Source organism: Trinickia sp. NRRL B-1857 (assembly GCF_050470685.1).
In the GTDB taxonomy this organism is placed as follows: domain Bacteria; phylum Pseudomonadota; class Gammaproteobacteria; order Burkholderiales; family Burkholderiaceae; genus Trinickia.
Genome location: NZ_JBFLUK010000011.1, coordinates 1460536 through 1486025, shown reverse-complemented (window position 1 = coordinate 1486025; position 25490 = coordinate 1460536). Strand labels below are relative to the sequence as shown.

General features: G+C 62.1%; 19 protein-coding genes and 1 pseudogene. 8 read left to right on the top strand and 12 right to left on the bottom strand.

Going from position 1 to position 25490, the window contains the following annotated elements; translation table 11 throughout:
* Nucleotides 1-10: 10 nt before the first annotated feature.
* The 9 genes from AB1286_RS26980 to nirB all read right to left on the bottom strand — a co-directional run bounded on the left by AB1286_RS26980 (nucleotide 11) and on the right by nirB (nucleotide 12220).
* On the bottom strand, nucleotides 11-1030 hold the full coding sequence (locus AB1286_RS26980; RefSeq protein ID WP_430366278.1) for a hypothetical protein: 1020 nt from the start codon (nucleotides 1028-1030) through the stop codon (nucleotides 11-13).
* A gap of 221 nt (nucleotides 1031-1251) precedes the next feature.
* Nucleotides 1252-3045, bottom strand: coding sequence for a chloride channel protein (locus tag AB1286_RS26975; RefSeq protein ID WP_430366277.1), 1794 nt, complete (start codon nucleotides 3043-3045; stop codon nucleotides 1252-1254).
* Between the two features lie 13 nt (nucleotides 3046-3058).
* Nucleotides 3059-3478 carry a MarR family winged helix-turn-helix transcriptional regulator gene (locus tag AB1286_RS26970; RefSeq protein ID WP_430366276.1) on the bottom strand — a complete coding sequence of 140 codons (420 nt, stop codon included), beginning with the start codon at nucleotides 3476-3478 and terminating at the stop codon, nucleotides 3059-3061.
* Nucleotides 3479-3600: 122 nt separating this feature from the next.
* On the bottom strand, nucleotides 3601-4740 hold the full coding sequence (locus tag AB1286_RS26965; RefSeq protein WP_430366275.1) for an HPP family protein: 1140 nt from the start codon (nucleotides 4738-4740) through the stop codon (nucleotides 3601-3603).
* A 259-nt stretch (nucleotides 4741-4999) separates the two neighbouring features.
* On the bottom strand, nucleotides 5000-6109 hold the full coding sequence (locus AB1286_RS26960) for a CmpA/NrtA family ABC transporter substrate-binding protein (protein WP_430366274.1): 1110 nt from the start codon (nucleotides 6107-6109) through the stop codon (nucleotides 5000-5002).
* Between the two features lie 7 nt (nucleotides 6110-6116).
* Nucleotides 6117-6692 (bottom strand): ANTAR domain-containing response regulator, encoded by a 576-nt coding sequence (locus AB1286_RS26955; protein WP_430366273.1) that lies wholly within the window; start codon nucleotides 6690-6692, stop codon nucleotides 6117-6119.
* Nucleotides 6693-9404, bottom strand: a complete 2712-nt coding sequence (locus AB1286_RS26950; protein ID WP_430366272.1) for a molybdopterin-dependent oxidoreductase — start codon at nucleotides 9402-9404, stop codon at nucleotides 6693-6695.
* Nucleotides 9405-9417: 13 nt separating this feature from the next.
* Complete coding sequence (nirD, locus tag AB1286_RS26945) at nucleotides 9418-9732, bottom strand: nitrite reductase small subunit NirD (protein WP_430367332.1); 315 nt, start codon at nucleotides 9730-9732, stop codon at nucleotides 9418-9420.
* Nucleotides 9733-9787: 55 nt separating this feature from the next.
* Nucleotides 9788-12220 carry a nitrite reductase large subunit NirB gene (nirB, locus tag AB1286_RS26940; protein ID WP_430366271.1) on the bottom strand — a complete coding sequence of 811 codons (2433 nt, stop codon included), beginning with the start codon at nucleotides 12218-12220 and terminating at the stop codon, nucleotides 9788-9790.
* Nucleotides 12221-12772: 552 nt separating this feature from the next.
* Here nirB and AB1286_RS26935 point away from each other — a divergent pair.
* The gene (locus AB1286_RS26935) at nucleotides 12773-13426 is read left to right on the top strand and encodes a peroxiredoxin (RefSeq protein ID WP_430366270.1); all 654 of its coding nucleotides are present in this window, start codon (nucleotides 12773-12775) and stop codon (nucleotides 13424-13426) included.
* A gap of 40 nt (nucleotides 13427-13466) precedes the next feature.
* On the opposite strand, the gene chrA is transcribed toward AB1286_RS26935, so the two are convergent.
* Nucleotides 13467-14723: a chromate efflux transporter gene (gene chrA / locus AB1286_RS26930; protein WP_430367331.1), complete on the bottom strand. Its 1257-nt coding sequence runs from the start codon at nucleotides 14721-14723 to the stop codon at nucleotides 13467-13469.
* Nucleotides 14724-14727: 4 nt separating this feature from the next.
* Nucleotides 14728-15051: a hypothetical protein gene (locus tag AB1286_RS26925; protein WP_430367330.1), complete on the bottom strand. Its 324-nt coding sequence runs from the start codon at nucleotides 15049-15051 to the stop codon at nucleotides 14728-14730.
* Between the two features lie 244 nt (nucleotides 15052-15295).
* On the opposite strand from AB1286_RS26925, the gene AB1286_RS26920 reads away from it, so the two are divergent.
* From AB1286_RS26920 to AB1286_RS26895, 6 genes are all read left to right on the top strand, one after another.
* A complete protein-coding gene (locus AB1286_RS26920) occupies nucleotides 15296-16468 on the top strand; it encodes a Rieske 2Fe-2S domain-containing protein (protein ID WP_430366269.1) in 1173 nt (390 codons plus the stop codon).
* A 17-nt stretch (nucleotides 16469-16485) separates the two neighbouring features.
* The gene (menD, locus tag AB1286_RS26915; protein WP_430366268.1) at nucleotides 16486-18243 is read left to right on the top strand and encodes a 2-succinyl-5-enolpyruvyl-6-hydroxy-3-cyclohexene-1-carboxylic-acid synthase; all 1758 of its coding nucleotides are present in this window, start codon (nucleotides 16486-16488) and stop codon (nucleotides 18241-18243) included.
* A 48-nt stretch (nucleotides 18244-18291) separates the two neighbouring features.
* Nucleotides 18292-19707: a polysaccharide pyruvyl transferase family protein gene (locus AB1286_RS26910; RefSeq protein ID WP_430366267.1), complete on the top strand. Its 1416-nt coding sequence runs from the start codon at nucleotides 18292-18294 to the stop codon at nucleotides 19705-19707.
* Nucleotides 19708-20041: 334 nt separating this feature from the next.
* On the top strand, nucleotides 20042-20728 hold the full coding sequence (locus AB1286_RS26905) for an RHS repeat domain-containing protein (RefSeq protein WP_430366266.1): 687 nt from the start codon (nucleotides 20042-20044) through the stop codon (nucleotides 20726-20728).
* Nucleotides 20729-21071: 343 nt separating this feature from the next.
* Nucleotides 21072-21650 carry a hypothetical protein gene (locus AB1286_RS26900; RefSeq protein ID WP_430366265.1) on the top strand — a complete coding sequence of 193 codons (579 nt, stop codon included), beginning with the start codon at nucleotides 21072-21074 and terminating at the stop codon, nucleotides 21648-21650.
* A gap of 465 nt (nucleotides 21651-22115) precedes the next feature.
* Entirely contained in the window at nucleotides 22116-22346 is a 231-nt protein-coding gene (locus AB1286_RS26895) for a hypothetical protein (protein ID WP_430366264.1), read from the top strand.
* Nucleotides 22347-22481: 135 nt separating this feature from the next.
* On the opposite strand, the pseudogene AB1286_RS26890 reads toward AB1286_RS26895, so the two are convergent.
* Nucleotides 22482-22860 (bottom strand): annotated as a pseudogene (locus tag AB1286_RS26890) (hypothetical protein); the annotation flags it as partial.
* A gap of 335 nt (nucleotides 22861-23195) precedes the next feature.
* Between AB1286_RS26890 and AB1286_RS26885 the strand changes: the two are divergent.
* Nucleotides 23196-25490 (top strand): bifunctional diguanylate cyclase/phosphodiesterase, encoded by a 2295-nt coding sequence (locus tag AB1286_RS26885; protein WP_430366263.1) that lies wholly within the window; start codon nucleotides 23196-23198, stop codon nucleotides 25488-25490.

Here is a 25490-nt window from a genome sequence, read left to right as displayed (position 1 = left end):
TGGCGATCGATCAGGGATTCGAGCGAGGCGCAGCGGGGAGGCCCGAATGGATCGGCTCCGCGCCGAGCATCGTGCGCGTCAGCGCCGCCAGCCGCCGTTTGACGTCTTCGGTCGACGCGGTATCGTCGAGTGCCTGTTGAAGCTCGACCAGGCTCGCCGCAAGCTCGCTTTGCATCTGTGCCCGCGTCTGCGCGGTTTGTGCCCGTTCGGCGTTACGCATCGCCGCGATGCCGCTGGCGGGGTCGCCTTTGACGAGGGCATCGAGCGTATCGACGAGCCTTTGCAACAGCCGATGTACGGCCGTCGCGGAAAAACCGCCGAGCATCGCAAGCGCCGGTTTGCCGAAACTGCGCATGCCGCCGCTTTCGAATAGATCGCGCGGCAACATCTCGACGAGAATCAATCCTGCGATAACGCCTAAGATGAGGCGAGCGCCGTACGAGGCGTCGTAGCGCGGGTCGTAGGTCGCCTCCGCGATGTATCGATGGGCTTGAAATAGCGCGGCGAACGAGGCACCCAGTCCGGCGCAAAAGATCAGAAACAAGGTATTCCACAGCAAGCTGGTGCCGCTCGCCGTCAGAAAACCTTGTTCGATGTTTTTGGCGGAAACGTCGGGCGACAAGCCGGTCGCGATGACGGCGACGAGAAATGCGATTGCTGCGACGCTTAGCAACCGGATCAACGGGACGGGCCCGAGCCACGCGAAGGGATGCGTGCCGCGATAGTGGGAATCGAGCAGCAATACGGCATGAGGGGTGGCCGGCGCGATCGCGGCCGCGAGCTTGCCGTGCAGCGTCGCGAGCGTGCGCCGCACGTCGGGGTTGGTCGATACGGGCGACGCCGCCGCGTCCCCCGAGATCGCACGGGCGAGTTCGGCGATCGATTCGGGCGCGACAGGCAAGCCATGGCGCAGCGCGAAGCGCGCCATCGCATCGCATTCATTGCGCAGTTGGGCGTCCAACGTATCACCCGGATCGGGCGACGATGCATCGCGAGCGCGCGAGCGAATTGAGAACCAGGGCAGATGCATGACGATCGTCCTCGACAGGGAACCGATGGGACCGGCAACGGCCGGCATCGGCTGCACTGTGCGCCCGGGGCCCGGCCGCGAACAATCCGACGGAAGTCATGCAAGCGGGAAGGGGAGAAACGTTCCGTGAGGGAAGGGCTCCATCACATCGACGACTAGACGACGCCAAGAAGGCGAGCGGGCGGGCCACCGAGGCGCCGCCGCTCGCGCACCCGATTCGATCAAGCTTGATTACGGCGCTTTACCGGGCGCCATGCCACGCGACGGAAGCGCTCTCGCTTTTGTTCCTCTTCGAAGTGCATGCGCGAGGGTTTGACGAGGTCGCTGCGCGAGACGATACCCTCAAGCGTCATGGAATCGCGATCGGCCACGACGGGCACGCGCTCGAGCCCATGCACGGCGAGCCGCGCGGCGACCAATCGGCACGTTTCGCCCGGCAAGGCGACCGTGACCGACTTGCCGGCGTATGCGTCGCCGATCTTCATATCGGCGGGTGCGCCGCCTTGGGCGTCGGCCAATGCCGCGAGCGTGGCCCGATCGGCGATGCCGACGAGCCGCTTGCCGCTGATCACCGGATAGGCACGATGCGTCTGACTCGGGCCGAAGAAGTTGGCTAGCGCTTCGCCGACCGACAAGTGGGCATCGATGGTTTGGACCGCGCGCGTCATGACTTCGTCGATATGATGACGTTCGAGCGGATCGACGCCGTATTCCCGATAGATGTGATATCCGCGCCGCGCGATTTTTTCCGTCATGATCGAACGTCGCATGACGACCGTCGTGAACCCGTGCGCAACGAGCGTCGCCGCCAGTAGCGGTAAGAGTGCGTTCGCGTCGTGCGTTAGCCCGAATGCGAAAACGATCGCGGTGAGCGGCGCGCCGAGCGTGGCGCCAAGCGTGGCGGCCATGGCCACCAGCGGCCAGAGCGCCGCATCGTGTCCGGGCAAGATCGGTCCCATGACGATGCCGAGGCCCGCGCCGAGCATCAGCAACGGGGCGAGCACGCCGCCGGAGGTACCGGATCCCAGGGCGATAACCCAGATAATGGCTTTGACGACCAGAATTGCGACGGCCACCTTGATGGCGAGCTGCTGGTGCAGCAAATCGCCGATAACGTCGTAGCCCACGCCGAGCACGCGCGGCTCGATCAACCCGCCGACGCCGACCGCGAGGCCGCCGATCGCCGGCCACCACATCCAATGCAGCGGTAACTTGCCGAACAGGTCCTCGGTGGCATAAAGCGCGACGGACAATCCCGATGCCAGCGCGCCGGACGCCACGCCCAGAATCAAGCACGAGAGCAAGGAAATGGCGCCCGGCGGCGCGGTCTCGAGCGGAAACAGCGGGCCTACGCCGAACCAGATTGCGCGCAGGAACCCGGCGACCGCGCACGCGAGCGCCACGGGCAGGAAGCTGCGGGGCCGCCATTCGAACAGCAGCAACTCGACGGCTAGCAGCACGGCCGCAACGGGCGTACCGAAAACGGCGGTCATGCCGGCCGCCGCACCGGCGACGAGCAGCGTCTTGCGTTCGGCCGCCGTGACCTTCACGCACTGCGCGAGCAGCGAGCCCAATGCGCCGCCCGTCATGATGATCGGCCCTTCCGCGCCGAACGGCCCGCCGCTGCCGATCACGATGCCCGATGAAAGCGGTTTGAGGATGGCGACTTTCGGCGACATGCGGCTCTTGCCGAATAAGATGGCTTCGATCGCTTCGGGAATGCCGTGGCCGCGAATCTTATCGGAGCCGAAGCGGGCGATAAGACCGACGATCAACCCGCCGAGCGCGGGAACGAGCACGACCCAGGCCCCCAGTTTGTTATCGGCCGGGGAGTGATTCGCGAACGAGAACGTGCCGAAAAAGAACACGTTCGTAAACATATAGATGAGCTTGAGCAGCACGACAGCCGCGATGGTGCCCATCACGCCGATGACGGCGGCCAAGGCGCAAATACCGGGTAACCGGGCGTTGGCGGAAAAGTCCCGCTTGTTTGGATCGAGGTGTTCGGTGCTCATAGCTGTATCAAGGTCATAAATCGATTTGCGGCACGGTGAAGGCGCCCTGGAGCGACTTCAGTTCCGCGCGGTGCAATGCCGCCAGTCTTGCCAATACCGTTTCGCCTGCTTTGAGCAAGTGGACTTCCACTTGCCGTCTATCCGTTTCGCTCACCTTGCGTTTGACGAGCTCGAGTGCTTCGCAGCGCGAGACCAATGCGACCACACCGTGATGCTGCGCTTGCAAACGTTCGGCCAACTCGCCGATCGTGGCCCATTCGCGGCCGGGATACCCTTTCACATGCAAGAGCAGCAGGTACTGCAACGGCGTGATGCCTTCGCCCTGAGCGGCACGCTCGGAGAAACGCTCGAATCGGCGCATCTGATAGCGGAACTCCGACAGTTGCTCGAAATCGCTTTTGGCGAGCGTGCTGCTGTGGGCGGATGTTTTCATGGGAATCGAGGGTAAGGACGAAACCGAAAATTATATCACGTTGTGATATAAATGGCCGCGCAATGGCTTGGATCAAGGTTTTCCAAGTTAGCACTGTTTACCGATCGTCCCTTCTTCTCGACCTATGCCGTCCGAAGCTGGCGCGTTTGCGTTTGCCGATGCAGACCGCCGATCAAATCCGACTGCGTAATCATGCCGATCAACCGCCGGGCGTTATCCACGACCGGAATATGGTGGTGTCCGTAATGCGCGAATACCGGAATCAGCTCGGCCACGGGCAAGCTCGGGTCGACCGTGCGCACGTTGGGCGTCATCAGGTCATCGACACGGTATGTCTCGCCCGGGTTGCGCCAAAGCGATCGGCGTTTGCCGCGCGGACCGCGTAGCCCGAATGCGGTGCGGCCGACGAAGTCGGTGCGCGTCACGATACCGACCACGCGTTTCGTCTCATCGACGACGGGCAGTGCCTTGATGCGATGACGCTCGAGCAATCGCCAAGCGGCGGCGGCCGAGGTTTCGCTGGAGACGCTGACGGCGTCGCGCGACATGATTCCCGCGCACGTCAATTCGTGGAAGCTGCGCGCATAGGCAAGCAGTTGCGCTTCGTGCACGAGCGATTCCAAATCGTCGGAGGCGACGTCGATCAATTCGCCGCGTTCCCGCACGATGGCTTCGAGATCGGCGCGCGTCACCCCGGTGCCGCCGGCCGTTTGCGTGGCGGGGCGGCTGACGTGCGGATAACGGTGGCCCGTGACGGTGTGATAGATGATCGCCGCCGCTAGCAATACCAACGATTGCAGCGCGACCGGCTCGAGAACGAAGCGCAGGCCGAGCGCATGAATGGCGGGACCGCCAAGAACGGCTGTGAGCGCCACGGCACCGGAGGGCGGGTGAATGCAGCGCAGCGCGAACATGACGGCGATCGCGGCCGCGAGCGCAACGGCGGCGGCAGCGACGGGGTTGTCGATCCACATGGCGCTGAGCACGCCGAGCGTTGCCGCCACGAGATTGCCGCCGAAGAACGACCACGGTTGAGCGAGCGGGCTGGCGGGGACAGCGAACAGCAGGACGGCCGATGCGCCCATCGGCGCGATCAAAAACGGGACTTGCGTCTGTGGCCCGAGCAGCCAATGCATCGACGCGCCGGTTGCAGCGATCCCCAGCAGCGCGCCGAAACAAGCGCGTAGGCGCTCGCGCCAAGAGACGGCGATCGGGTGCGGGGCAAAGCTGGCGAACCAGCGCAGAACGGCTTGACTAGGCACGGGTATTTGTTCGTATCACATGACGAAAGCGCGGCGAAAGGTCGCATCGACGCCTGGGGAGCCCGAGATTGTATCTCAATGTGATATAAGCGCGCCAACGCGAGGGTGATACCGTTGCGGCGAGGCCGCAAATCCTCTGTATCGGGTGCGCGTGATGAGGGAGGAGGCGGGCGCCGGGCAGCCCGCTCAAAGCGCACGGCTCACCGCGGCTCGGTTATGGAAGAGAGTGAAGGCGTAGGGCGTGTGAAAGGGCCGGCACTTAACGCCAACTCGACCCGTCGCAAAATCGATCGACCTGCGTTTCTTCCTCGGGCGGAACCGGCACGTCCGAGCGCGCGGCTGCTTCCCGATAGAGCTTCGTTTGATTGATCGACGCGGCGATCGCGGCATCGTCGGCCTGGGCATCGAACCCCCGCAGCAAGCCCCAGCGCCGATACTGCGCCAAAAACCAACGGCCTTCGGCCACCCGCGGATAGTTCACCGAGCCGCCATCGAAGAACGAAACGGGAAGCGGCGCGTGGGCATAGCGCTTTCCGCCTTCACGGCCGGCGAGCCGCGGCGCGATGAGCTCGCGCGGTACGTCGAGCGCGTCGGGCTTCGCAAGCCAAGCAGAAATCTCGTCGCGATGCTCGGGAGCATCGACCCATCGGCACGCTTCGAGCATCGTGCGGACGAGCGCGCGCGCCGTAGCCGGGTAACGTTCGACGAACTCGCGCCGGCAGGCGAGGACTTTCTCGGGATGATTCGGCCAAATCTCGCTTGTGGCGACGACGGTTTCCCCCGCTCCGCGCGCTTCGGCCACCGCATGCCAAGGCTCACCGGCACAGAAGCCGTCCAGCACGCCGCGCTCGAGTGCATCGACCATGCGCGGCGGCGGAATGACGACGCTTTCGATATCGTCGCGCGGATGCACGCCATGCGTGGCGAGCCAATAGTAAAGCCAGAGCGCGTGCGTGCCTGTCGGAAACGTCTGCGCGAACACCGGTGCGCGTCCGAGCGTGGCGAGCGCGGCCTTTAAGTTGCCTTCCCGGTCGAGCGCGCGGGCGAGCGGCGTGGACACGGTAATGGCTTGTCCGTTGCGATTGAGCACCATCAAGATGGCCATCTCGTCGCGCGGCCCGCCGATGCCGAGTTCAATGCCGTAGACGAGTCCGTACAGCGCATGCGCACAATCGATTTCGCCCGCGAGCAGTTTGTCGCGCACGGCGGCCCAAGAGGGCTGTCGACAAAGCTCGAGCGTGAGGCCGTACCGATGCCCGAATTCGAGCACCTTGGCCGCGATGAGCGGCGCGGCATCGGAGAGTGCGACGAAGCCGATACGCAAATGCGTTTTTTCCGGTGCGCCGTCGTTCGGCGTTGCGATGTTCATGGCGTTGCTACCTCGAAGAGTCGGCCGCCTCGAGCACGCGGCGTGCGATTTCGGCCAGACGGACGCCCGCATCCATCGCGCGTTTGCGCAATGTGGCGTAGGCGTCGTGTTCGGAGAGTTTGCCGCGCTCCATCAATAGCCGCTTCGCCCGATCGATCGTCTTGCGGTCTTCGAGTTCGCTTTCCGCCTTCGCGAGCCGCTGGCGCAGCTTTTCCTCATGCGCGAAACGCGCAAGCGCCACTTCCAGAATCGGCGCGAGCTTATCGGCAGTGAGCCCCTCGGCCATGTAGGCGGTGACGCCCGCATCCACGGCGGAGCGGATCAACTGCTGGTTGGCATCGTGACTGAACATGAGCACCGGGCGCGGCGCCGTTTCGTTCATCACCGCCAAATGCTCGAGCGTGTCGCGCGAAGGCGATTCGGTATCGATGATGACGACGTCGGGCCGCTCGCGTTCGACCACCTTCGGCAACGTGTGCGGCGCGGCGGCCTCGGACAGCATCTCGTAGCCGAGGCGAGCGAGCGCCTCGCGCAATTCGCCGATGGGCTTTTCGGTATCGGTGACGAGCAAAATACGCAGCATCTAAGCGGGTGTCGTCGCGGTGAGCAACCGCTTTATCTCAGGGACGCAAGAGCCGCAGACAGTGCCACAGCCCAGTGTCGATTTCAACTCATCCAACGCGGCGCCTTTCGCAACCGCCTGCTCGATCTGCGATTGCTTCACTTGCTTGCAATTGCAAACGACGCGATCGCGCGGCGCCCGAGCGCGTTGTTGCGGCAGCTCGCCGCCGAGCAAGACGATGGCATGGCGCGGGCCTTCCCACGGCGTCTCGCCTCGGATCTGCTCGATCAGCGCCGTAGCGGGGCTCGTATCGCCGGTCAGCAAAAAGCCGTCGACGAATTGCCCGTCCCAAGCCACGCGCTGAGTGCGGCCGCGGCGCGGATCGCGGTATTCGAGCAAATCGTCGCCACGTGCCAATCCTAGCGCATCGTGCAAGCGTTCGGTCCAGGCGGCGTCGGCGTCGATGTCGGCGGCGGTCACGACGATCAGTTCGTCCGCCTCTACGCGGATCGAGGCATAGCGACGTTCGGCGAGCAGCGGTTGCACCGCCGCGCGCAATGCGAGCACATCGCCGCGCTTGGCTGCGACGAGACGCCAAGGCAGTTTCGCCGCTTCGATGCGCACGGCCGCGTGTTTCAGCTCAGGCTGCTTCGAATCGGGATCGACGGCGCCGATCGTCGCCTCGTTGATGCCGCCGCTTGCGAGGAATTGACCGCTCCAATGCATGGCCGCGAAGACCGTGCCGGGCGCCAAGTCGTCGCTCATCTCGAGCGGCAGCACGAGTCGGCCGCGCCGGCTCGCCACCGTCACCAAGTCGCCTTCCTTGAGCCCGCGACGAGCCGCGTCTTCGCGGCGCATCGATAGGGTAGCTTGGGGGGCGTGGTTGAACAGGATGCCCGCGCGCCCGGTCCGGCTCATCCCATGCCATTGATCGCGCAGGCGTCCGGTCAGCAGACGGAACGGGTAGCGCGCATCGACGCTCTCGGCCACAGGCAAGTAGCGCGGCGCATGAAAGCGAGCAAGGCCGTCGGCAGTAGGGAAGCGGCCGTCGCCGTAACGGCGCGCCGAACCGTGCTCGGCACCGGCCGGAAACGGCCATTGCTGCGGGCCGCTGTCTTCGAGCACGCGATACGACAACCCGCCGATGTCGAGGTCGCGCCCGATCGTGAGGGTGCGGTGTTCGTCGAATACTTCTTGCGGCGAGGCGAACGGAAACAATGCGGTGCCTGCGGGCTCGCTTTGCCGAGCGCATAGCCGTGCTTCGAGCTTGCGCGCGACTTCGTTCACGATCCACCAGTCGGGCCGTGCTTCGCCGGGCGGCTCGACGGCCGCGCGCACGCGTGAAATGCGTCGCTCGGAATTCGTAACGGTGCCCGACTTTTCTCCCCAGGTGGCCGCGGGCAGCAATACATCGGCGTAAGGGACCGTGTCCGTTTGTTCGAAGGCTTCTTGTACGACGACGAACTCCGCGGTTCGCAGTGCCTTTCGTACGCGTTCGATGTCGGGCATCGAGTGAACCGGATTCGTACAGGCGATCCAAATCGCCTTGATCTTGCCTTCGGCAACGGCGTCGAACAAATCCACGGCCGGCAATCCGGGGCGCGGGGATAGACCCGTGATACCCCAGAGCGCTTCGACTTCCGACCGATGCTCGGCATTGCCGATATCGCGATGCGCGGCCAGCATCGTCGCCATGCCGCCCACCTCGCGACCGCCCATGGCGTTCGGCTGTCCCGTCAGCGAAAACGGCCCCGCGCCCGGCTTGCCGATTTGCCCCGTCGCCAGATGCAGGTTGATCAACGCGAGATTCTTGTCGGTGCCGTGGCTCGACTGGTTTAAGCCCATGCAATAGAGCGAGAGCGCCGCGGGGCTCGCGGCGAACCATTGCGCCGCCGTCAGCAAATCGGATTCGGCGACGCCGCAAATCTCGGCGGCCATGCTCGGCGAATAGCCGCGTACCAGCGACTTCAGCTCTTGAAATCCGTTCGTGTGCGCGGCGATATAGGCCGGATCGATCGAACCTTCCCAGATCATGTGGTGCAGCATGCCGTTGAACAGCGCCACGTCGGTACCGGGTGTGATCGCGAGGTGCAGATCGGCCAGCGCGGCCAAATCGGTGCGGCGCGGGTCGACGACGATCCATTTGATCGACGGATCCTTCGCCTTCGCTTCTTCGAGCCGCCGGAACAACACGGGATGCGCGTAAGGCATGTTGCTGCCGGCGAACAAGACGGTATGCGCGAGTTCGAGATCTTCGTAGCACGTCGGCGGACCGTCTGCGCCGAATGCCTTCTTATAGGCGCTGACCGCGCTCGACATGCACAGGCGCGAATTCGTGTCGATGTTGTTCGTGCGGATGAGCCCCTTCGCGAGCTTGTTGAAGACGTAATAGTCTTCCGTCAGAAGCTGCCCCGAAATGTAGAAGGCCACGGCATCGGGACCGTCGCGCTCGATGATGTCGGCAAAGCGTGCGGCGACATGATCGAGCGCGACGGTCCAATCGGCGGGCTCGCGCGACGATTCGCGCGTGAGCCGCATTTCGGGTCGCAACGCCCGGCCGGCATGATCCGCCACGGTGAGGGGCAACGTGCGCCCCTTCGTGCAGAGCTTGCCGAAGTTGGCCGGATGATCGGGGTCGCCGGCGATGCCCGTGATGCGGCCTTGCTCGGCTTCGATCAGCACGCCGCATCCTACGCCGCAGTAGCAACAGGTCGAGCGGGTGACGGTTTTCATCGCGGCGGGGCCTTTAAGCGAAGCGAACGAACACGGCTTCGCCGTCGACTTTCACGGCGAAACGCATGGTGCAGCCTTCATCGGGCGCGCACGCTGCGCCTGTTTCCAGTGCGATGTTCCAGCTATGAAGCGGGCACGTCACGCTCTTGCCGTGCACGATGCCTTGCGAGAGCGCGCCGCCCTTGTGCGGGCAGCGATCGTGCAGCGCGAAGACTTCGTCGTCCGCCGTGCGAAAGAGCGCGATGTCGCCGTCGTCGCGCTTGAGGACGCGGCTGCCGAGTCGCGGAATGTCGGCCACGCTGCACACGTGCGTCCACGTGGAGGAAATTGTCGTATCCATATCCAAATCCATGTCCCTATCCGTGTTCTGTTGTTCGATACGCCTAGGCGATGACTTTGAGCGGGATGTATTCGCGCTCGTGCTGCCCGCCGATGCGTGCCTGCCAAGGGTCGGGCAAGCCGTCGAGCGCGTAGAGCAAGCGTTCGTACAGCGCGCGGCGATTGGCGGCGTCGTCCACGACCTTTTGCTTGACGTAGTCGAGGCCCACGCGGTCGATGTAATGGACCGTCCGGTCGAGGTAGTGCGCTTCTTCCCGATACAGTTGCAAGAACGCGCCCGTGTATTCCTTCACTTCCTCGGCCGTCTTTACCTTGACGAGGAACTGGGCCACTTCGGTTTTGATGCCGCCGTTGCCGCCCACGTAAAGCTCCCAGCCGCTATCGACCGCGATCACGCCGACGTCCTTGATGCCCGCTTCCGCACAGTTGCGCGGACAGCCCGAGACGGCCAGCTTGACCTTGTGTGGGGACCACATGTTCGCGAGCATGGTCTCGAGGTCGATGCCCATTTGCGTGCTGTTTTGCGTGCCGAAGCGGCAAAACTCGCTGCCGACGCAGGTCTTCACGGTACGAATCGATTTGCCGTAGGCGTGACCCGACTGCATGCCGAGGTCTTTCCATACGTCGACGAGATCTTCCTTCTTCACGCCGAGCAAATCGATCCGCTGGCCGCCGGTGACCTTGACCATCGGGATCTTGTATTTGTCGGCGACGTCGGCGATGCGGCGCAGCTCGTCCGGCGTCGTAACGCCGCCTTTCATCTGCGGCACGACCGAGAACGTGTTGTCCTTTTGAATATTCGCGTGCACGCGCTCGTTGACGAAACGGCTTTGCGGATCGTCCACGGCTTCATGCGGCCACGTAGACACCAAGTAATAGTTGACGGCGGGGCGGCACGTTGCGCAACCGTTCGGCGTCCGCCATTCGAGGAATTCGTAGACGGCGCGATGCGTGAGCAGCTTATGTTCGCGCACGGCTTTGCGCACCTCGTCATGCGTGCGATCCGTACAACCGCACAGCGCTTTCGTCTTCGGCGTTTCTTGGAAGCTCGTGCCGACCGTGCTCATCAGGATCTGTTCGACGAGGCCCGAGCAGGAGCCGCACGAACTCGCGGCCTTCGTATGCTTCTTGACCTCGTCGAGCGTGAAGAGTCCTTTTTCGGTGATGGCCTTGACGATCGTGCCCTTGCACACGCCGTTGCAACCGCACACTTCATCGGAATCCGCGAGGGAGGCGGCGCGGTTGTGGCCTTGCACGCCGGCGTCGCCGATGCTCGACTCGCCGAACATCAAGCGATCGCGCAATTCGCCGAGCTTGCGGCCTTCGCGCAGCAATTTGAAATACCAGGCGCCATCGGCCGTGTCGCCGTACAGGCAAGCGCCGACCAAGCGGTCGTCTTCGATCACGAGCTTCTTGTACACACCGCTCGCGGGATCGGACAGCACGATTTGCTCGGTGTTTTCGCCGCCGACGAAGTCGCCCGCCGAGAATAAATCGATCCCGGTGACCTTGAGTTTGGTCGAGAGCACGGAGCCCTTATAGCTGCCGATGCCCATCAGTGCGAGATGGTTGGCGCACACCTTCGCTTGCTCGAAGAGCGGCGCGACGAGTCCGTACGCGACGCCGCGATGGCTCACGCATTCGCCCACCGCGTAGACGCGCGGATCGTACGTTTGCAGCGTATCGTTGACGACGATGCCGCGATCGCAATGCAGACCGGCCGCCTCGGCGAGCGTCGTGTTCGGGCGGATGCCCGCGGCCATGACGACGAGATCGGCTGCGATTTCGCTGCCGTCCTTGAAGCGCACGCCCGCGACTTCGCCCGCCTCGTTGCCGATGATTTCGCTCGTGGCTTTCGAAAGCAGAAACGCTAGGCCACGGGCCTCGAGCGAGCGTTGCAGCAGACGGCCCGCGTTTTCGTCGAGTTGCCGCTCGAGTAGCGTCGAGGCCAGGTGCACGACCGTGACGTCCATGCCGCGCAGCTTCAGACCGTTGGCCGCCTCGAGCCCGAGCAAGCCGCCGCCGATCACGATGGCGCGCCGTTTGACGGAAGCCGCGTCGATCATCGCTTGCGTGTCGCCGATATCGCGATACGTAATGACGCCTTTGAGCTTGGCGCCGGGCACAGGCAAGATGAACGGTTGCGAACCGGTCGCGATCAGCAGCCGATCGTAGGGCGCTTCGGTGCCGTCGTCGGCGACGACGATGCGCCGCTTACGGTCGATGCGAGAAACGCTCTTGCCGAGATGAAGGCGAATGCCGTTCTCCTCGTACCATTCGAGCGGGTTCAGCACGATGTCTTTGAACGTCTGCTCGCCGGCCAGCACGGGCGAGAGCAGGATCCGGTTGTAGTTCGGGTGCGGTTCGGCGCCGAAGACCGTGATCTCGTAATGATTCGGCGCGAGCGCGAGCAATTCTTCGATCGTACGGATGCCGGCCATGCCGTTGCCGATTACGACGAGTCGGGGCGCGTTCATCGTTGCATACTCCTTGAATCGTTGAGGTCGCAGCGTCATTGCACGACGGGAGAACAAAACATTAGCCACATGGCATGCGCCAACGAAAACGGCGTCCGCTCGTGCCGAGGCACGAGGGGACGCCGTTGTCCTTGAAGCGTGAGCGAAGGGCGAGCGGCGGGCGAACTCGCAAGTGGTTCGCCCCTATCGCCGCGCAATCGCGTTGCGTTGCATGCATCCCGGCGCCGTTGCCGGGTACGCGCGAGTGCTATGCAAAGGCTATGCCATGTGAGTGAAACGTCGAGCCGGTAAGGCTTCAGGCGAATGGACTCGATCCCGCAAGAGGGTCATGCACCGATTTGCCGCACCGCAGCAGTGCAGCGGCTAGGGGATGCCGCACCCGTTCGGCGCGACGCCGTCCGCTTCGGTGCGTCATTGACCGATGCGGCGACGCATCGGGGTCTATAATTCGGAGCCTCGATTGAAACTCATCCCGCACGGCCCGCGCGGGCAATACAGCGGGCGGTAGCGGATCTTAGTGCTTGCCAACGTAAATAACGGAGGAGGTTCGATATGACCATCCGCATCGGCGACGTCGCACCCGATTTCACCGCTGAAACCACAGAAGGCACCATCAAGTTTCACGAGTGGATCGGCGATCACTGGGCGATCCTGTTCTCGCATCCGAAGGATTTCACGCCCGTTTGCACGACCGAACTCGGTACCGTCGCACGTTTGAAGCCGGAATTCGACAAGCGCAATACCAAAGCGATCGGTCTGAGCGTCGATCCGGTCAGCGATCACGAGAAGTGGGTCGGCGACATCGCGGAGACGCAAGGGCACGCGGTCAATTTCCCGGTCATCGGCGACCACGATCTGACCGTGTCGAAGCTGTACGACATGATCCATCCGAACGCCAGCGGCGGCGCGCGCACGGCGAACGACAACGCCACGATTCGTTCGGTTTTTATCGTCGGCCCCGATAAGAAGGTCAAGGCGATGCTCATCTACCCGATGAGCGCCGGCCGCAACTTCGACGAAGTGCTGCGATTGCTCGACGCTTTGCAAGTGAACGCCCAGCACTCGGTGGCGACGCCCGCCAACTGGCGCCCGGGCGACGACGTGATCATCCCGACCTCGGTGTCGGATGAAGACGCGAAGAAGAAGTACCCGGATGGGTTCAAGACGCTCAAGCCGTATCTGCGCACGGTTGCGCAGCCGAAGTAACGGCACGGCCGAACGTGGAAAGCTTATTCCACGTTCGGCTTTAGCCCGCCCACACGGCGGCGCCTATCCCGGCCGCCGCACATAGCGCCACCACGGCAAGCGGCGGCGTTTTCCATCTGACGAGCAATAGAAAGCCGATGGCGGCGATCGCGAAATCGATCGGCTCGCGCACGGCGCTGGTCCATACGGGCGAATAGAGCGCCGCCGCAAGCAAACCGACGACGGCCGCATTCACGCCCGCAAATAGAGCGGCCGTCGACGTGCGCGCTCGCAACGCTTGCCAGTGAGGCAACGCAGCCACAACGAGCAGTAACCCCGGCAGGAAGATCGCGACGGTGGCCAGTGCCGCGCCGGCGAGATGCCCGCCTGCGCCGGCCATTACCCAGCCTAGGTAGGCGGCGAATGTAAACAGCGGCCCCGGTACGGCCTGCGCGGCACCGTAGCCGGCCAGCAACTCGTTTTGGCCGACGGCGGCGTGAATGACCGGTTGTTGCTGGAGTAGCGGCAGCACGACATGGCCGCCGCCGAACACGAGCGCGCCGGAGCGAAAGAACGCATCGAACGCCCCGAGCAATTGCCCGTCCGCCGCGCCCAGCATCGGTGAAAAACGCAGGATCGCAGGAAGGCCGGCCAACAGCGCGCAAAACAAAACGAGTGCGACGATGCCGGCCGCATGCGACACGCGCCGCTCGAACGTTGCCGTCGTGCGGGGCACGGCGAGCGCATCGAACGCCGGATCGTTTCGGTACAACGCTAGCCCGGTTAGCGCGCCCAACGCAATGACGATCAACTGGGCATAGGCGGTATGCATCGCACTCAGGAGCGCGATGGCGGCGAGGGCGATCGCGGTGCGCCGCCGGTCGGGGCACAGGCGGCGCCCCATATCCCACACCGCTTGCGCGACGACTGCAACGGCTGTCAATTTGAGCCCGTGAATCAGCCCTTGCCCATAGTGGCCGCCCAGATCGGGCGCCAATGCTGCAAAGGCCAGCAGCAACGCCACCGACGGCAGGGTAAAGCCGCACCAGGCGGCGAGCGCGCCGAGCCAGCCGGCCCGCAGCAGCCCGACGGAAAACCCGACTTGGCTGCTGGCAGGGCCGGGCAGGAATTGGCAAAGGGCGACGAGATCGCCGTAGGTCGCCTCGTCGAGCCAGCGGCGGCGTTCCACGAATTCGCGACGGAAATAGCCCAAATGCGCAACAGGCCCACCGAAAGAGGTGAGCCCGAGCTTTAAGAAAACGCACAAGACTTCGAAGGCGCCGCGCCCGCGAGCAGGTGCGGTAGTTGTAACGGTCAGCGGTTTAATGGTCGAGCCTTTTCATCGTTTCGGATTCCATCGCGGCGTGCCATTCCTCAGAGGCTTCGAACGGATTCGTTTCGTCTTCGACCGAAAACTGCGCGCGCTCGGCTGCCGTGCGTGCGCCTGTGAAGCCGGTGTCGAAGTCGTCTTCGGCGTCGTCCTCGCCCGGCGGCTCCAGCATGTCGCGCAGCATCGCGCCGAGCTCGGGCGTGTCCCAAGGCTTGCCGTGTTGCTTGCAAACCTTGATGTAGTGCCGGATTTCCGCATCCTGTTCCGGGGTCAACGGCAGCCCACGAAAGGTCCGCTGGGGATCGAGGTCGCTCATGATGGGGCTCCGCGCAGAGAGATGCCCCAGTTTAGCGCCGTTACATGACGGTGCGCTATACGGGGACATCCGATATAACGTCGCGCCCCGCACGTAGCGCCGCTTCGCATCGTAGGCGAGCGCTTCGCTGAGCGCGACGATTGGGCGATCTCGCATCGCTAGACTCCTTTCGAACATATCTAAGCGCTCGCATAGGTTGCGAGCGCGCAGGCCATTCGATGTCGCACACGACAGGGGAGCTGCGATGCCTTTCTTGAGAAACGCCTGGTACGTCGCGGCGTGGAGCCGCGAGTTGAACGACGGGGAGCCGGTGCAGCGCACGTTGCTCGGCGAATCGGTGGTGCTCTTTCGCGACTCGCAAGGCCGCGGCGCCGCATTGGCGAACCGGTGTCCGCATCGCTTCGCACCGCTCGGCGGCGGCAAAGTGCGCGGCGATGCGATCGAATGTCCTTATCACGGGTTGCAATTCGATCGAACGGGCCGGTGCGTGCACAACCCGCATGGCGACGGCCGCATTCCGTCGGCGGCCCAGGTTCGGTCCTATCCGACGATGGAGCGCTACGGTGCGCTCTGGATTTGGATGGGCGAGCCGCAGCGCGCAAGCGATACGGCATTGCCCGCGTTCGATTATCTCGACGAGCGCGAGAACGAGACGAGCAACGGCTATCTGCTGACGAAGGCGCACTATCAATTGAGCGCCGACAATCTGCTCGACCTGAGCCACTTCCAATTCCTGCACCCGCAAACGCTCGGCACCCAGCAGATGGCCGCGCAAGGCGACGCGACGTTCGACCACATCGGCGACACCGTTTGGTCGCGCCGTCTGTGCCGCAACGAACACCTACAGGAATTCGTCGCGAGCGCATACGGCGTGCCGCCCGGGATGGCCGTCGATCGTCGCCTTAATGTCCGCTGGGACGCACCGGGGCTGATGTCGATCGAGGTTGGCGTGACGATTGCGGGCATGCCGCCGGAATTCGGGCGCGTTTCATTCTCGGGCCACTTCCTGACGCCCGAAACGCAATCGTCGACGCATTACTTCTTCGGATTCGGTCTGCCGAAGGCCATGGGCGAGGCTGCCCGGGCGCTCGTCGAATACGCCGTGCACGGCTTGATGACGCCGTTCAAGCAAGAGGATCTGCCGATGCTTGAGGCGCAGCAACATGCGATCGGCGACAGCGACTTTTGGGCGGCGCGGCCCGTCATGCTGTCGATCGACGGGGCAGCCGTGCGAGCGCGGCGCATCATGGAGCGCAAACTCGCCGAGGAGGAGCGTGAACGCGCGTACGCCGAGACCCTGCGCGCAATGGACTCGCACGGCGATCACGGTGCCGCAGACGATGCGCATGCGCACGGCGAGCCGAAGAGCACCGTGATCGACGTGTTCCCGATCGATTTCGTAACGCTAGGCCGCTAGGCGAGGTACGACCCACAATGGATGCTACTTGCCTTGAAGCCAGCGATTGCGCCGACGATGTAACCGCGATCGAAGCCAACCTCAATCAGTTATGGCTCGACTGCGTGCTCGATCTCATGGAGGCGGCCGGCGTGCGCCGGGCCGTCCTATGCCCGGGCGCTCGCTCGGCCGCCATGGCGCTAACCGTGCGCGAGCGCGCGTCGTTCGCCGACGTGCTGGTGAGCGCCGATGAACGGACGGGCGCCTATACCGCACTCGGCATGATCAAGGCAACGGGGGAGCCCGCGATGGTCGTGACGACGTCGGGGTCGGCCGTCGCCAATCTCGTGCCGGCGTTGACCGAGGCCGACGAGTGCGCGTTGCCGCTCGTGCTCGTGACCTGCGATCGCCCGAGAACGCTGCGAGGGAGCGGTTTCGGACAAATGATCGATCACATCGGGGCCTGCGCGGCGTTCGTGCGGGCCAGCGTGGATTTGCCCGATCCGCTCGACGAGGCACAGGCTTTCGCGCAGTTGCGCGAGCGCGTCGGCGAGGTGCTGGCTTCGTTAGCGGGCCCGCGGCCGGGCCCCGTGCACGTCAATATCCCTTTCGCCGGCCGCTACGACTCGACGGAGCCAAGCGCGATTTCCCCCACAGCGCTGCGAGAAGCCAGACGGCCGGCTTTTTTCCACCCGGCGAGTAGGCCAGCCACGAACGATACCGCCGCCCTTATCCGATCGCTTGAATTGCGGCCGGGCATGCGCGGCATTATCGTGGCCGGGCCCGAGTGCAGTATTGCGCCCGATACGCTCGCGCGTTTTGCGGCGCGAACCGGTTTCCCGGTTTTCGCCGATGCCGCGAGCGGAGTTCGGGCGACGGGACTGGCCTCGGTCATAAGCGGCTACGACGCCGTCAGCGCGCACAGCATGCGGCCGCATGAGGCGCCCGAACTCGTGATACGGACGGGCTTCGCCCCCGTGATGCCGGCCGTGCAGAACTATCTGCTCGAGCACCCCTGCCCGACGATACGCCTCTCGCGCACGCCCATCGAGCGCGACTATCTTCATCCGAGCTTCGAGTCGCTTGTCGCGCCGAGCGGCGAGGCGCTCGATACGCTGGCCGATGCGCTGGCACTCGGCGACGTTCGCTGGTTGAACGGCTGGCGGCGCGCCGCCAACAGGGTGGCCGCGCAGCGCCGCGGCGTGGCCGATGCGTTGCCGTGGGGAGAGCTGCCCGCCGCGCGTGAGATCTTCGCGCATGAAGGGTTCGATTTCATTCACTTCGGCAATTCGATGCCGATACGGCACGCCGATTTGTACTATGAAGCGCGTGCGAGCGGGCAGCCGGCGTTTTCGAATCGCGGCGTATGGGGCATCGACGGCACGCTCGGGACGTTTCTCGGCGAAGCGGTCGCGCTCGATGCTGCCGGCCTGCTCGTGTTGGGCGATCTCGCGTTTTTGCACGACCTGCCGGCGTTGGCCAATTTGCAGCGCCATGCTAAGCCCGCTTGCGTTTGCGTGATCAACAATTCGGGCGGGGCCATTTTCGATTTCCTGCCGTTGGCGAGCCGACCGGCCTATCGCGTGGCCATTAGGAATCCTTATCAATGCGACATCGGGTTGGTTGCCGCCGCGTTCGGACTGGCCTTCGAGCGCGCGCAAAGCCGCGAGGCGGTGCGTGACGCACTCGATCGGGCTGCGCGGCACCCGGGCGTCACCATCGTCGAGGCCGCAGTACCCGCCGATTCGGCTTATGACGGACTGCATTGCCTCGATGCCGTGTTGGCTTATATGTAGCTGCGCCGCCTTTGCGGCGGTTCGACAAGAATAATGAGGAGCAAGCGAGTGAACGCTATCGATATGGCCGATGAAGCCAAACAAACGGAATGCGTCGAGGCCAGCGCCGCGAAGATCGACCGTCAGCGCCGCTTTTTGTGTGCCCCCGATCCCGACGCCGTATTCCTCGACGACTTCGAGGCGCTGATCCGCGCTGCTCGCGCGAGCGGTGCGTCGTTGCAGCGAAAGGAGCCTGCTCGCGCGCGTTCCCAAGAGGAACCGCTGCGCGTGCTGCTGCTCGGGTACACCGGCGCGGGCAACACCGGCGCCGACTTGCGCACCATCGAAACGATTCGCCAGCTTCGTGTACTGTTCGACGATCGTCGGCTCGAATTGACTGTCTTTGCGGTGGATAGTCTGCTAGACCATCCGGACCTGCAATCTGTGCGCATTTTCACGCCGCGCGACGCATATCTACCCGATGCGCTCTCTGACGTACTCGACGATTACGACGTCGTATTGAATGTCGAGGGCTCGACCTATACGTCGAAATTCTCCGATGCGTTGGCGGCGTTGCTCATCGGCGCCGTTGGACTGGCCGCGGCGCGTGGGCGTATTGCCTGCGCGTACGGTATCGATGCGGGCACGATGACCGACCGGCTGACACGCTTCGCGACCCGCACAGCGGAAGGCGTCGAGATCGTTTGCCGAAGCGGCGGGGCGAGCGAGCGGTTGCGCGCGTTGGGGTTGACCGCTGAAACAGGCGCCGATACGGCATGGACATTCCGCGCGGCGCCCGGTGCGAAGCCCATGCTGCCGGCCCGGTATGCGGTGCTTTGCCCGAACAATCCGTTTTGGTGGCCCGTGCGGACTGACGTGCAGCGCGCACTCGAACTCGACGTGGCCGGCACGCGATCGCCTTTGCGTTACGGCCCGCTCAGTTTTCACGCATGGGACGATCTGCGCGCGGCGCGCTTTGCGGCTTACAAGCGTAGTTTTGCCTCTATCGCGGAGGGCTTGAAGCAGCGCGGCTATACGCCGGTGTTCGTCGCAATGGAGCGTTTGGATCGCGCCGCTTGCGAGGAAATCGCGGCCTTGCTTTCGTTTGAAGTGCCTATCGTCGCGCGGGGTGAGCATACCCTGGATGCGGTGGTCGCGACGCTCGAGGACGCGCAATGGGTCGTCACGACGCGCTATCACGCATCGGTCTTGGCAATCGCTAACCGCGTTCCGGTGGTCGGCGTGTCGATGGATAGCCGTATCGATCAACTGTTCGCGGAGAATGGATTGAGCGAGTGGGTGCTCTCATGCGACGAACGGGGCTTCGACGCAGGTGTGCTCGAGCGGATCGATGGCGGTGTCGGTCGCGTACTCGATGAATTGCGCGATCGGTATGCGCAGATCGCGCAGCGGGAAGCTGAGACGTTTGCGCGGATGGGGCGCAAGTTGAAGGAGCGGGTGGATCGGGGAGGCATAGCGAGCTGATAGAGCATGTTCGAAGCCGCATGCCTAAAAGGTCGATGAACTGTGCCGCAATCACGCTGCATTCGCTAAAGCGTGTGTTTCGCTGTCGGTCGAAATCATTTTTCTAGCTCCAGCTCAGACAGTAACGCGGGACTACCGGCCAAGTGGGCGTGTATAGCTCGAGCGGTAGCGCCCTATCCGGCGTATTCCCTTCCGCGTTGCTGGATTCCGCATTTGGTGCAAGCCAAGGAGCGCTTCTGTATCGCGGCTCGGCCGGATAGGCCGCATTGACACCGGGAACAGTGGGCAGTTATCGCAGGACGTACGCGATCCAGTCGACACCTACACCTTTACGGTGAACAACGATGGACGCAATGCCGGTGCCTCGCTGAACGGTGCGATGGTGGGCAGCTATCTATACAGCGCCTTCGGACAACGAGTGCAGAAGGTCGCGGGCGGAATCACGACGCAACTGCTCTATGATCGTATCGGTCACTTGTTGGAAGAGGCGAACGGTTCAGGCGCTGCGCTGCGAGACTACATCTGGTTCGACGATGTACCGGTGGCGATGGTTGACGATACAGGTGCGAGCCCCGTGATCTACTACATTCATACGGATCAGTTGGGCACGCCACAGAAGATGACCGACGGCTCGGCTAATATCGTACGGGACAACGTGTCGGATCCGTTTGGTAATGCGATTGCAACGCAAGGAATGAACTGGGACGCGGCGAACTGGGGCAGCTTTAACTGGGCTGTGTCCATGCTGTCGCTCAGCAATTTTCGGTTTCCGGGGCAGTATTTCGATAGTGAGACGGGACTGAACCAGAATTGGAATCGTGATTACGATCCGACTACTGGGCGGTATGTACAAAGCGATCCGGTTGGGTTGGCTGCGGGATTAACACCTACGCCTATGTTGATGGAAACCCGACCAGTTCAATTGATCCGCCTGGTCTTGAGCCAATTCCCGATCCGAACGGCATCGTGCTCGGCGGACCGTGGACGCCGAATCCAAAAGGGCGGCCTGGGAACTTCTTAGGCTCGAAAATCGGACATGGTGGGCGGGAGCAATGTCAGTGGGTACCGGAACAGGAAAATGGTGGCCCGCAGGGCTCGAAAGGGTATTGGAAAGTTAATATGCCTGGGAAAAAGGGCTGGAATCGTTATGATAGAGGTTCTGGCGAGCCTATTTCCCTTGACGAAGCGCACCCAGGAAATGCGCAGGATGCGTCACCGGTTTCCCCTCCTGATGCATCGCCTGGCTCACCGCCGGCAGCTGCGCCGTCCGTTCCGCCATATCTTCCGTCGGGTATTCGATTCGGGGTAGGTCTGAGTCTTTTCCTATACTCATCGCCTGTTTATTGATCGTGAGGATAATTGGTATGCAATCGTTGTCAATCGAAGGTGCACAAGATTATCTTCGGAAGATTGGAATGAAGATAGGCGCTTGGAATGAGATTTGCTATATCGAAACATTGCAATCCGAGGAGCCCGCATGGATAAGGTGTCGTGCACCGAAGGATGCACGCGAGCTTTACGTATTCTCGCAGTATGTTGCTGGCTGGTTGCCGGGCGGTAGTTGGAAGATATTTCAAGTTGATAATTCGACATCGCTTAGCGTTGATGAGTCATATTTGTTTTGTCGTCTCGTTGGAATTGAGAATTATATTGAATTCAGTGAGGGAATGCCGTGTCGAACATTTTTGTTGGAGTCTGCTGACGGTTTTGATCTCGATCTTTCGTTCAATTTGATGATGGCAAATATAATATACATATTTTTGTTGTTCGAAGGGCATGGCCACCTTGTTTCATCGGGGAGCCGTAGTGGAGAGAAAATCGGCGTTCAAGATGGGTTTGTATATTTCAGTTCAGGCAGAGAGGGGTTGTCGCGCGCGAAACAATCGATGGCGGATTTTGAATCAAATCCGTTGATGTTGCCAGAATGGGTTAGGTTGACCTGAAATCTGTCGTCAGCGACAAAAAAATCGGCATACTTGATCAAGGCCGCAGCTGATAGACAGGCGCTTTTCGATCTTGCGGCTGAGAAGGTGGCCGAAGGCTTACGAACTAAGTTAAAAGACCGATGAATGAGGCCGAGCGGCATCTTCAAGAAGCGGTCGTTTTGGGCATGACGAAGTCACGCGTATTTCCCCGAGCTCCGGCCCACGTTGAAAGCCCGCTCGGACGAGAGCTTTAGTTAAAACAAGCTATCAAAATTACGTGGCGGCGAACGATCAGTCGGTATTTGACAAATTCATACGTGGATTCAAGCCCCTGCGACCAAACAATTCAATATCTACAAAGCGAACCAAAATCCAAAGACTTGTCAGTGCTTCTGGCAGTCGCGTGGGGCAGTAGCACCGGCGGATTTGCCGCCAGGGGCGATGCCTATTGAACCATTCTCAAATTGATGCGGAGATCATTAGATGAAATACCCTGATGGTCAGGATGTTCGGCTGGGAGACAAGGTGAAGCTTTGCGATGACGTCGGTATTGTCGTTTGTTCCATCGATACGGGCGAATACAGTGCTGACCATCCAGAAGCCGCGTGGGGCTATCTAAAGAAGGGCGTGATGATCTCATTCCCGAAACATGGCCTCATCCACTACGAAGAGCCCGAGGCGGATCTACAGCTTATTTCCCGATCCTGTCCGTAGCTCGTAGTTGCTTGCAACGTGCAAGTCCCAGCGTTGACCCGCGTGTAAGAGAGGTGGCCGCGCAAATTCGGACAGCCGGATAAGTGGAGCGACCGGGGCTTGAGCCAGCGATAATGCAGGCAAAGGAACCGAGGGCCAGACTTCGTCTCTCGATTTCCAATTCCGAGTCGAGAGCGGCCGGCGCTGCGGGTTAATCGCCTTGCCCAGCGCATAGACGGTTTCGCGCTGCGCCAACACGGCAGTAGCGACACCGCAGTGAAGCTGCGTCTGTATGACGAATTTCAGTCCGCTGGGCTTGTGATCGCGGTCGGATCAACGCACGAACTGCTGCGCCCACGCGCATGCTACGCATCGCGAATGCTTTGCGCGGGTAGTCAGGCTCATACTTGCACGTGCGCAATACCGGCTCGGCGTACGGGTTGTCGTTACTCACGCGTGGGCGGCTGAACGGGGCTGCCACGCCGAGGTTTTCCAGCGTGGCGCGCATCGTCACGTCTTTCATCGCACTGCCGTTTCATCCGTTCTGTAAATGACCTTACGCACCGCCGGCGGGAATGCGAAGAACGGAACGCCGCGATCCCAAGCATTGCGCTACGCGGCACTAAGGACGGTGTTCAAAACTCACGCATGCCCGGGTCACCTCGTCCGGCGTCCAACCGTCCGGTTCAGCCCATTAGTTGGGATCGACGAGAATCACCTGCTAATTCTAGGGGGTCTCAAACAGTAATTTTTTCCGTATGCTGGCGCGTTTCGGATGATTTTCTGACGCTCGGCCGCCGGAATCGCCCATGGTGGCGTACCGCTGCCTCGACAAATCCGAGCGAATTGCGACATTACGGAGGTGGCCGCATGCCGGAAGCAAAAAGCATTCAAACTGCTAAGTCGGCAGATGATCGGCGGCGAATGTCAAGGCGGCTTTGGGCCGACCCCTCCATCCTATGGATCCCTATCGGAACTGTTCTGCTCATTTTGAGTATCTGGTTCGCCACGATTTGGCGGATTCAGACGGAAGGGCAAGAAGCGTGTATTGCGGCCTCTAACGCGACCTCGCAGGCCGCCAAATCGTTTGCCGCACACGTTGACAAGACAATCCACGATGCTGACGTTATCGTGCGATGGGTCGAATACGAATATGAGCGTTCGCCTTCGACGTTTCGCCTAGATGCGTTGGATGCAAGCGGCGTGATTTCAGCCGACACCACCGTTCAAGTGACGATCATAGGTCCGACCGGTGAGGTCTTACAAACCACGACGCCCGACGCCCAGCCAATCAACCTGAGCGATCGCCAGCACTTCATTGTCCAAAAGAAGGATCCATACGTGGGGCTGTATATCAGCCGCCCGGTGCTCGGCCGGGTGTCTCACCGATGGACTCTGCAATTTACCCGGCGCTTGGACGGCCCCGACGGATCGTTTGCCGGCGTCGTCGTCGTATCGGAGGATCCCAATTTCCTCACGACGGGTTTTGGCAATCTCGATTCCGAGGGCCAAGGGAGCATGCTCGCCGTGCTTTCCGACAAAGGCTATCTACTCTCGCGCCGCGTGGCCGGGGAGGCGGCGTCCCCCGAGGGGCCGTCAGCAGATGAATACCGCAGAAGCTTCAGCGCGGAAGGGGCGGTGGTTCCCGATCCTATCGATCACGTACGCCGATTCGTTACTTATCTCCACTCGGGGCGTTATCCGGTAGCGATCCTTGTAGGCATGCCGGAGAGTACCGCCTTGGCAAGCTACCGACATGCCAAGGCGTTATATCTCTTGTTGGCAAGCTTGCTGACGGCGGTTTTGTCGATCGCGGGCGGACTCATCGCAAAGAACATGGGGCGGCTTGCGGCAGCCCGCGTAGAGATGCAGCACCTAGCGGAAACGGACACTTTGACAAGTCTCCCGAACCGGTATCTGCTGACTGAAACGCTGCGTCGTCGTATCGAGAAAGGAATGCCTTCCGGACGACTCGCGGTCCTCTTTGTCGACCTAGATAACTTCAAGCGGATCAACGATGCCCTTGGCCATCAAACAGGCGACGAACTGCTCCAGAATGTGGCGCGACGCCTCGAAAGGGTTGCCGGCGCCGATGCGTTTCTTGCTCGCGTGGGCGGAGACGAGTTCGTTGTCGTAATCGAGCGTCCCGAAGCAAGCGTGGTGGCGCAAAATCTCGCTGGATCGATCGTCGAAGCGTTCGAGATCGCATTCGGTTTGCGTGGCAACAGTTACGTTATTCGAGTGAGCATCGGGATTGCCGTCCATGACGACAATACCGAAGCCGAATACGATCTACTGAGGCGCGCCGATCTGGCGATGTACACGGCCAAGGAGGAGGGCAAGCGAACGAATGTCAGCTGCTGGCGATGCTACGCGCCCGATATGGCGAGCCGTGCCATGCGCGATATCGAACGTCAGCAGGAATTGCAGTATGCGATCGACAACAAGGAATTCTTCGTCGAGTACCAACCTATTGTCTCGTTGAAGACGGGGCGCACACAGGGCCTCGAGGCCCTTGTCAGGTGGCAGCACCCGGAGAAGGGTCTCATCGCACCGGGCGATTTCATTCCCTTTGCTGAAAATACCGGGTTCATCATCCCGATCGGTGAACAAGTCATGGAAGCGGCTTGCAACCAGCTAAGAGAGTGGATCGGGCAGGGGCTCGATGTGCCGTGGGTCTCTGTGAATGTTTCCGCTGCACAGCTCATCCATGGCGACTTGCTTGGCGTAATGCGCCGGTGTGCCGCCGAGTACGGTCTCGACCCAGCAAGATTGAAGCTTGAAATCACCGAGACTGCTCTTCTCGAGCGCTCCGCTGTCGTTGAGCGGACCATCAATGGGCTCCGCGAGCTCGGCGTCAGCGTTATTTTGGATGATTTCGGGACTGGCTATTCCTCGTTGTCACATCTGATCAACTTGACTGTGGATGGCATCAAAATCGATCGTGGGTTCACGCGAGGTATACCGCAAGACCGCGCTGCGGTAGCCATGTTGGAAAAAGTTGTAGCGCTCGCTCGCGAATTGGGCCTGTCCGTTGTCGTCGAGGGCGTAGAGAGCGAGCAGCAAGCGGTATGGCTTCGTCGTCTCGGCGATATCGAGGTGCAGGGCTTCTACTTTGGTCGCCCAGTTTTGCCGTCAGCCTTGCGCGTTTCCCACGTTGCATAG

What these genes read in the sequence shown, in the direction of transcription:
- AB1286_RS26980 (WP_430366278.1), bottom strand. Translation starts at nt 1,030, where the DNA reads ATGCATCTGCCCTGGTTCTCAATTCGCTCGCGCGCTCGCGATGCATCG.
- AB1286_RS26975 (WP_430366277.1), bottom strand. Translation starts at nt 3,045, where the DNA reads ATGAGCACCGAACACCTCGATCCAAACAAGCGGGACTTTTCCGCCAAC.
- AB1286_RS26970 (WP_430366276.1), bottom strand. Translation starts at nt 3,478, where the DNA reads ATGAAAACATCCGCCCACAGCAGCACGCTCGCCAAAAGCGATTTCGAG.
- AB1286_RS26960 (WP_430366274.1), bottom strand. Translation starts at nt 6,109, where the DNA reads ATGAACATCGCAACGCCGAACGACGGCGCACCGGAAAAAACGCATTTG.
- AB1286_RS26955 (WP_430366273.1), bottom strand. Translation starts at nt 6,692, where the DNA reads ATGCTGCGTATTTTGCTCGTCACCGATACCGAAAAGCCCATCGGCGAA.
- AB1286_RS26950 (WP_430366272.1), bottom strand. Translation starts at nt 9,404, where the DNA reads ATGAAAACCGTCACCCGCTCGACCTGTTGCTACTGCGGCGTAGGATGC.
- nirB (WP_430366271.1), bottom strand. Translation starts at nt 12,220, where the DNA reads ATGAACGCGCCCCGACTCGTCGTAATCGGCAACGGCATGGCCGGCATC.
- AB1286_RS26935 (WP_430366270.1), top strand. Translation starts at nt 12,773, where the DNA reads ATGACCATCCGCATCGGCGACGTCGCACCCGATTTCACCGCTGAAACC.
- AB1286_RS26925 (WP_430367330.1), bottom strand. Translation starts at nt 15,051, where the DNA reads ATGAGCGACCTCGATCCCCAGCGGACCTTTCGTGGGCTGCCGTTGACC.
- AB1286_RS26920 (WP_430366269.1), top strand. Translation starts at nt 15,296, where the DNA reads ATGCCTTTCTTGAGAAACGCCTGGTACGTCGCGGCGTGGAGCCGCGAG.
- menD (WP_430366268.1), top strand. Translation starts at nt 16,486, where the DNA reads ATGGATGCTACTTGCCTTGAAGCCAGCGATTGCGCCGACGATGTAACC.
- AB1286_RS26900 (WP_430366265.1), top strand. Translation starts at nt 21,072, where the DNA reads ATGCAATCGTTGTCAATCGAAGGTGCACAAGATTATCTTCGGAAGATT.
- AB1286_RS26895 (WP_430366264.1), top strand. Translation starts at nt 22,116, where the DNA reads ATGAAATACCCTGATGGTCAGGATGTTCGGCTGGGAGACAAGGTGAAG.
- AB1286_RS26885 (WP_430366263.1), top strand. Translation starts at nt 23,196, where the DNA reads ATGCCGGAAGCAAAAAGCATTCAAACTGCTAAGTCGGCAGATGATCGG.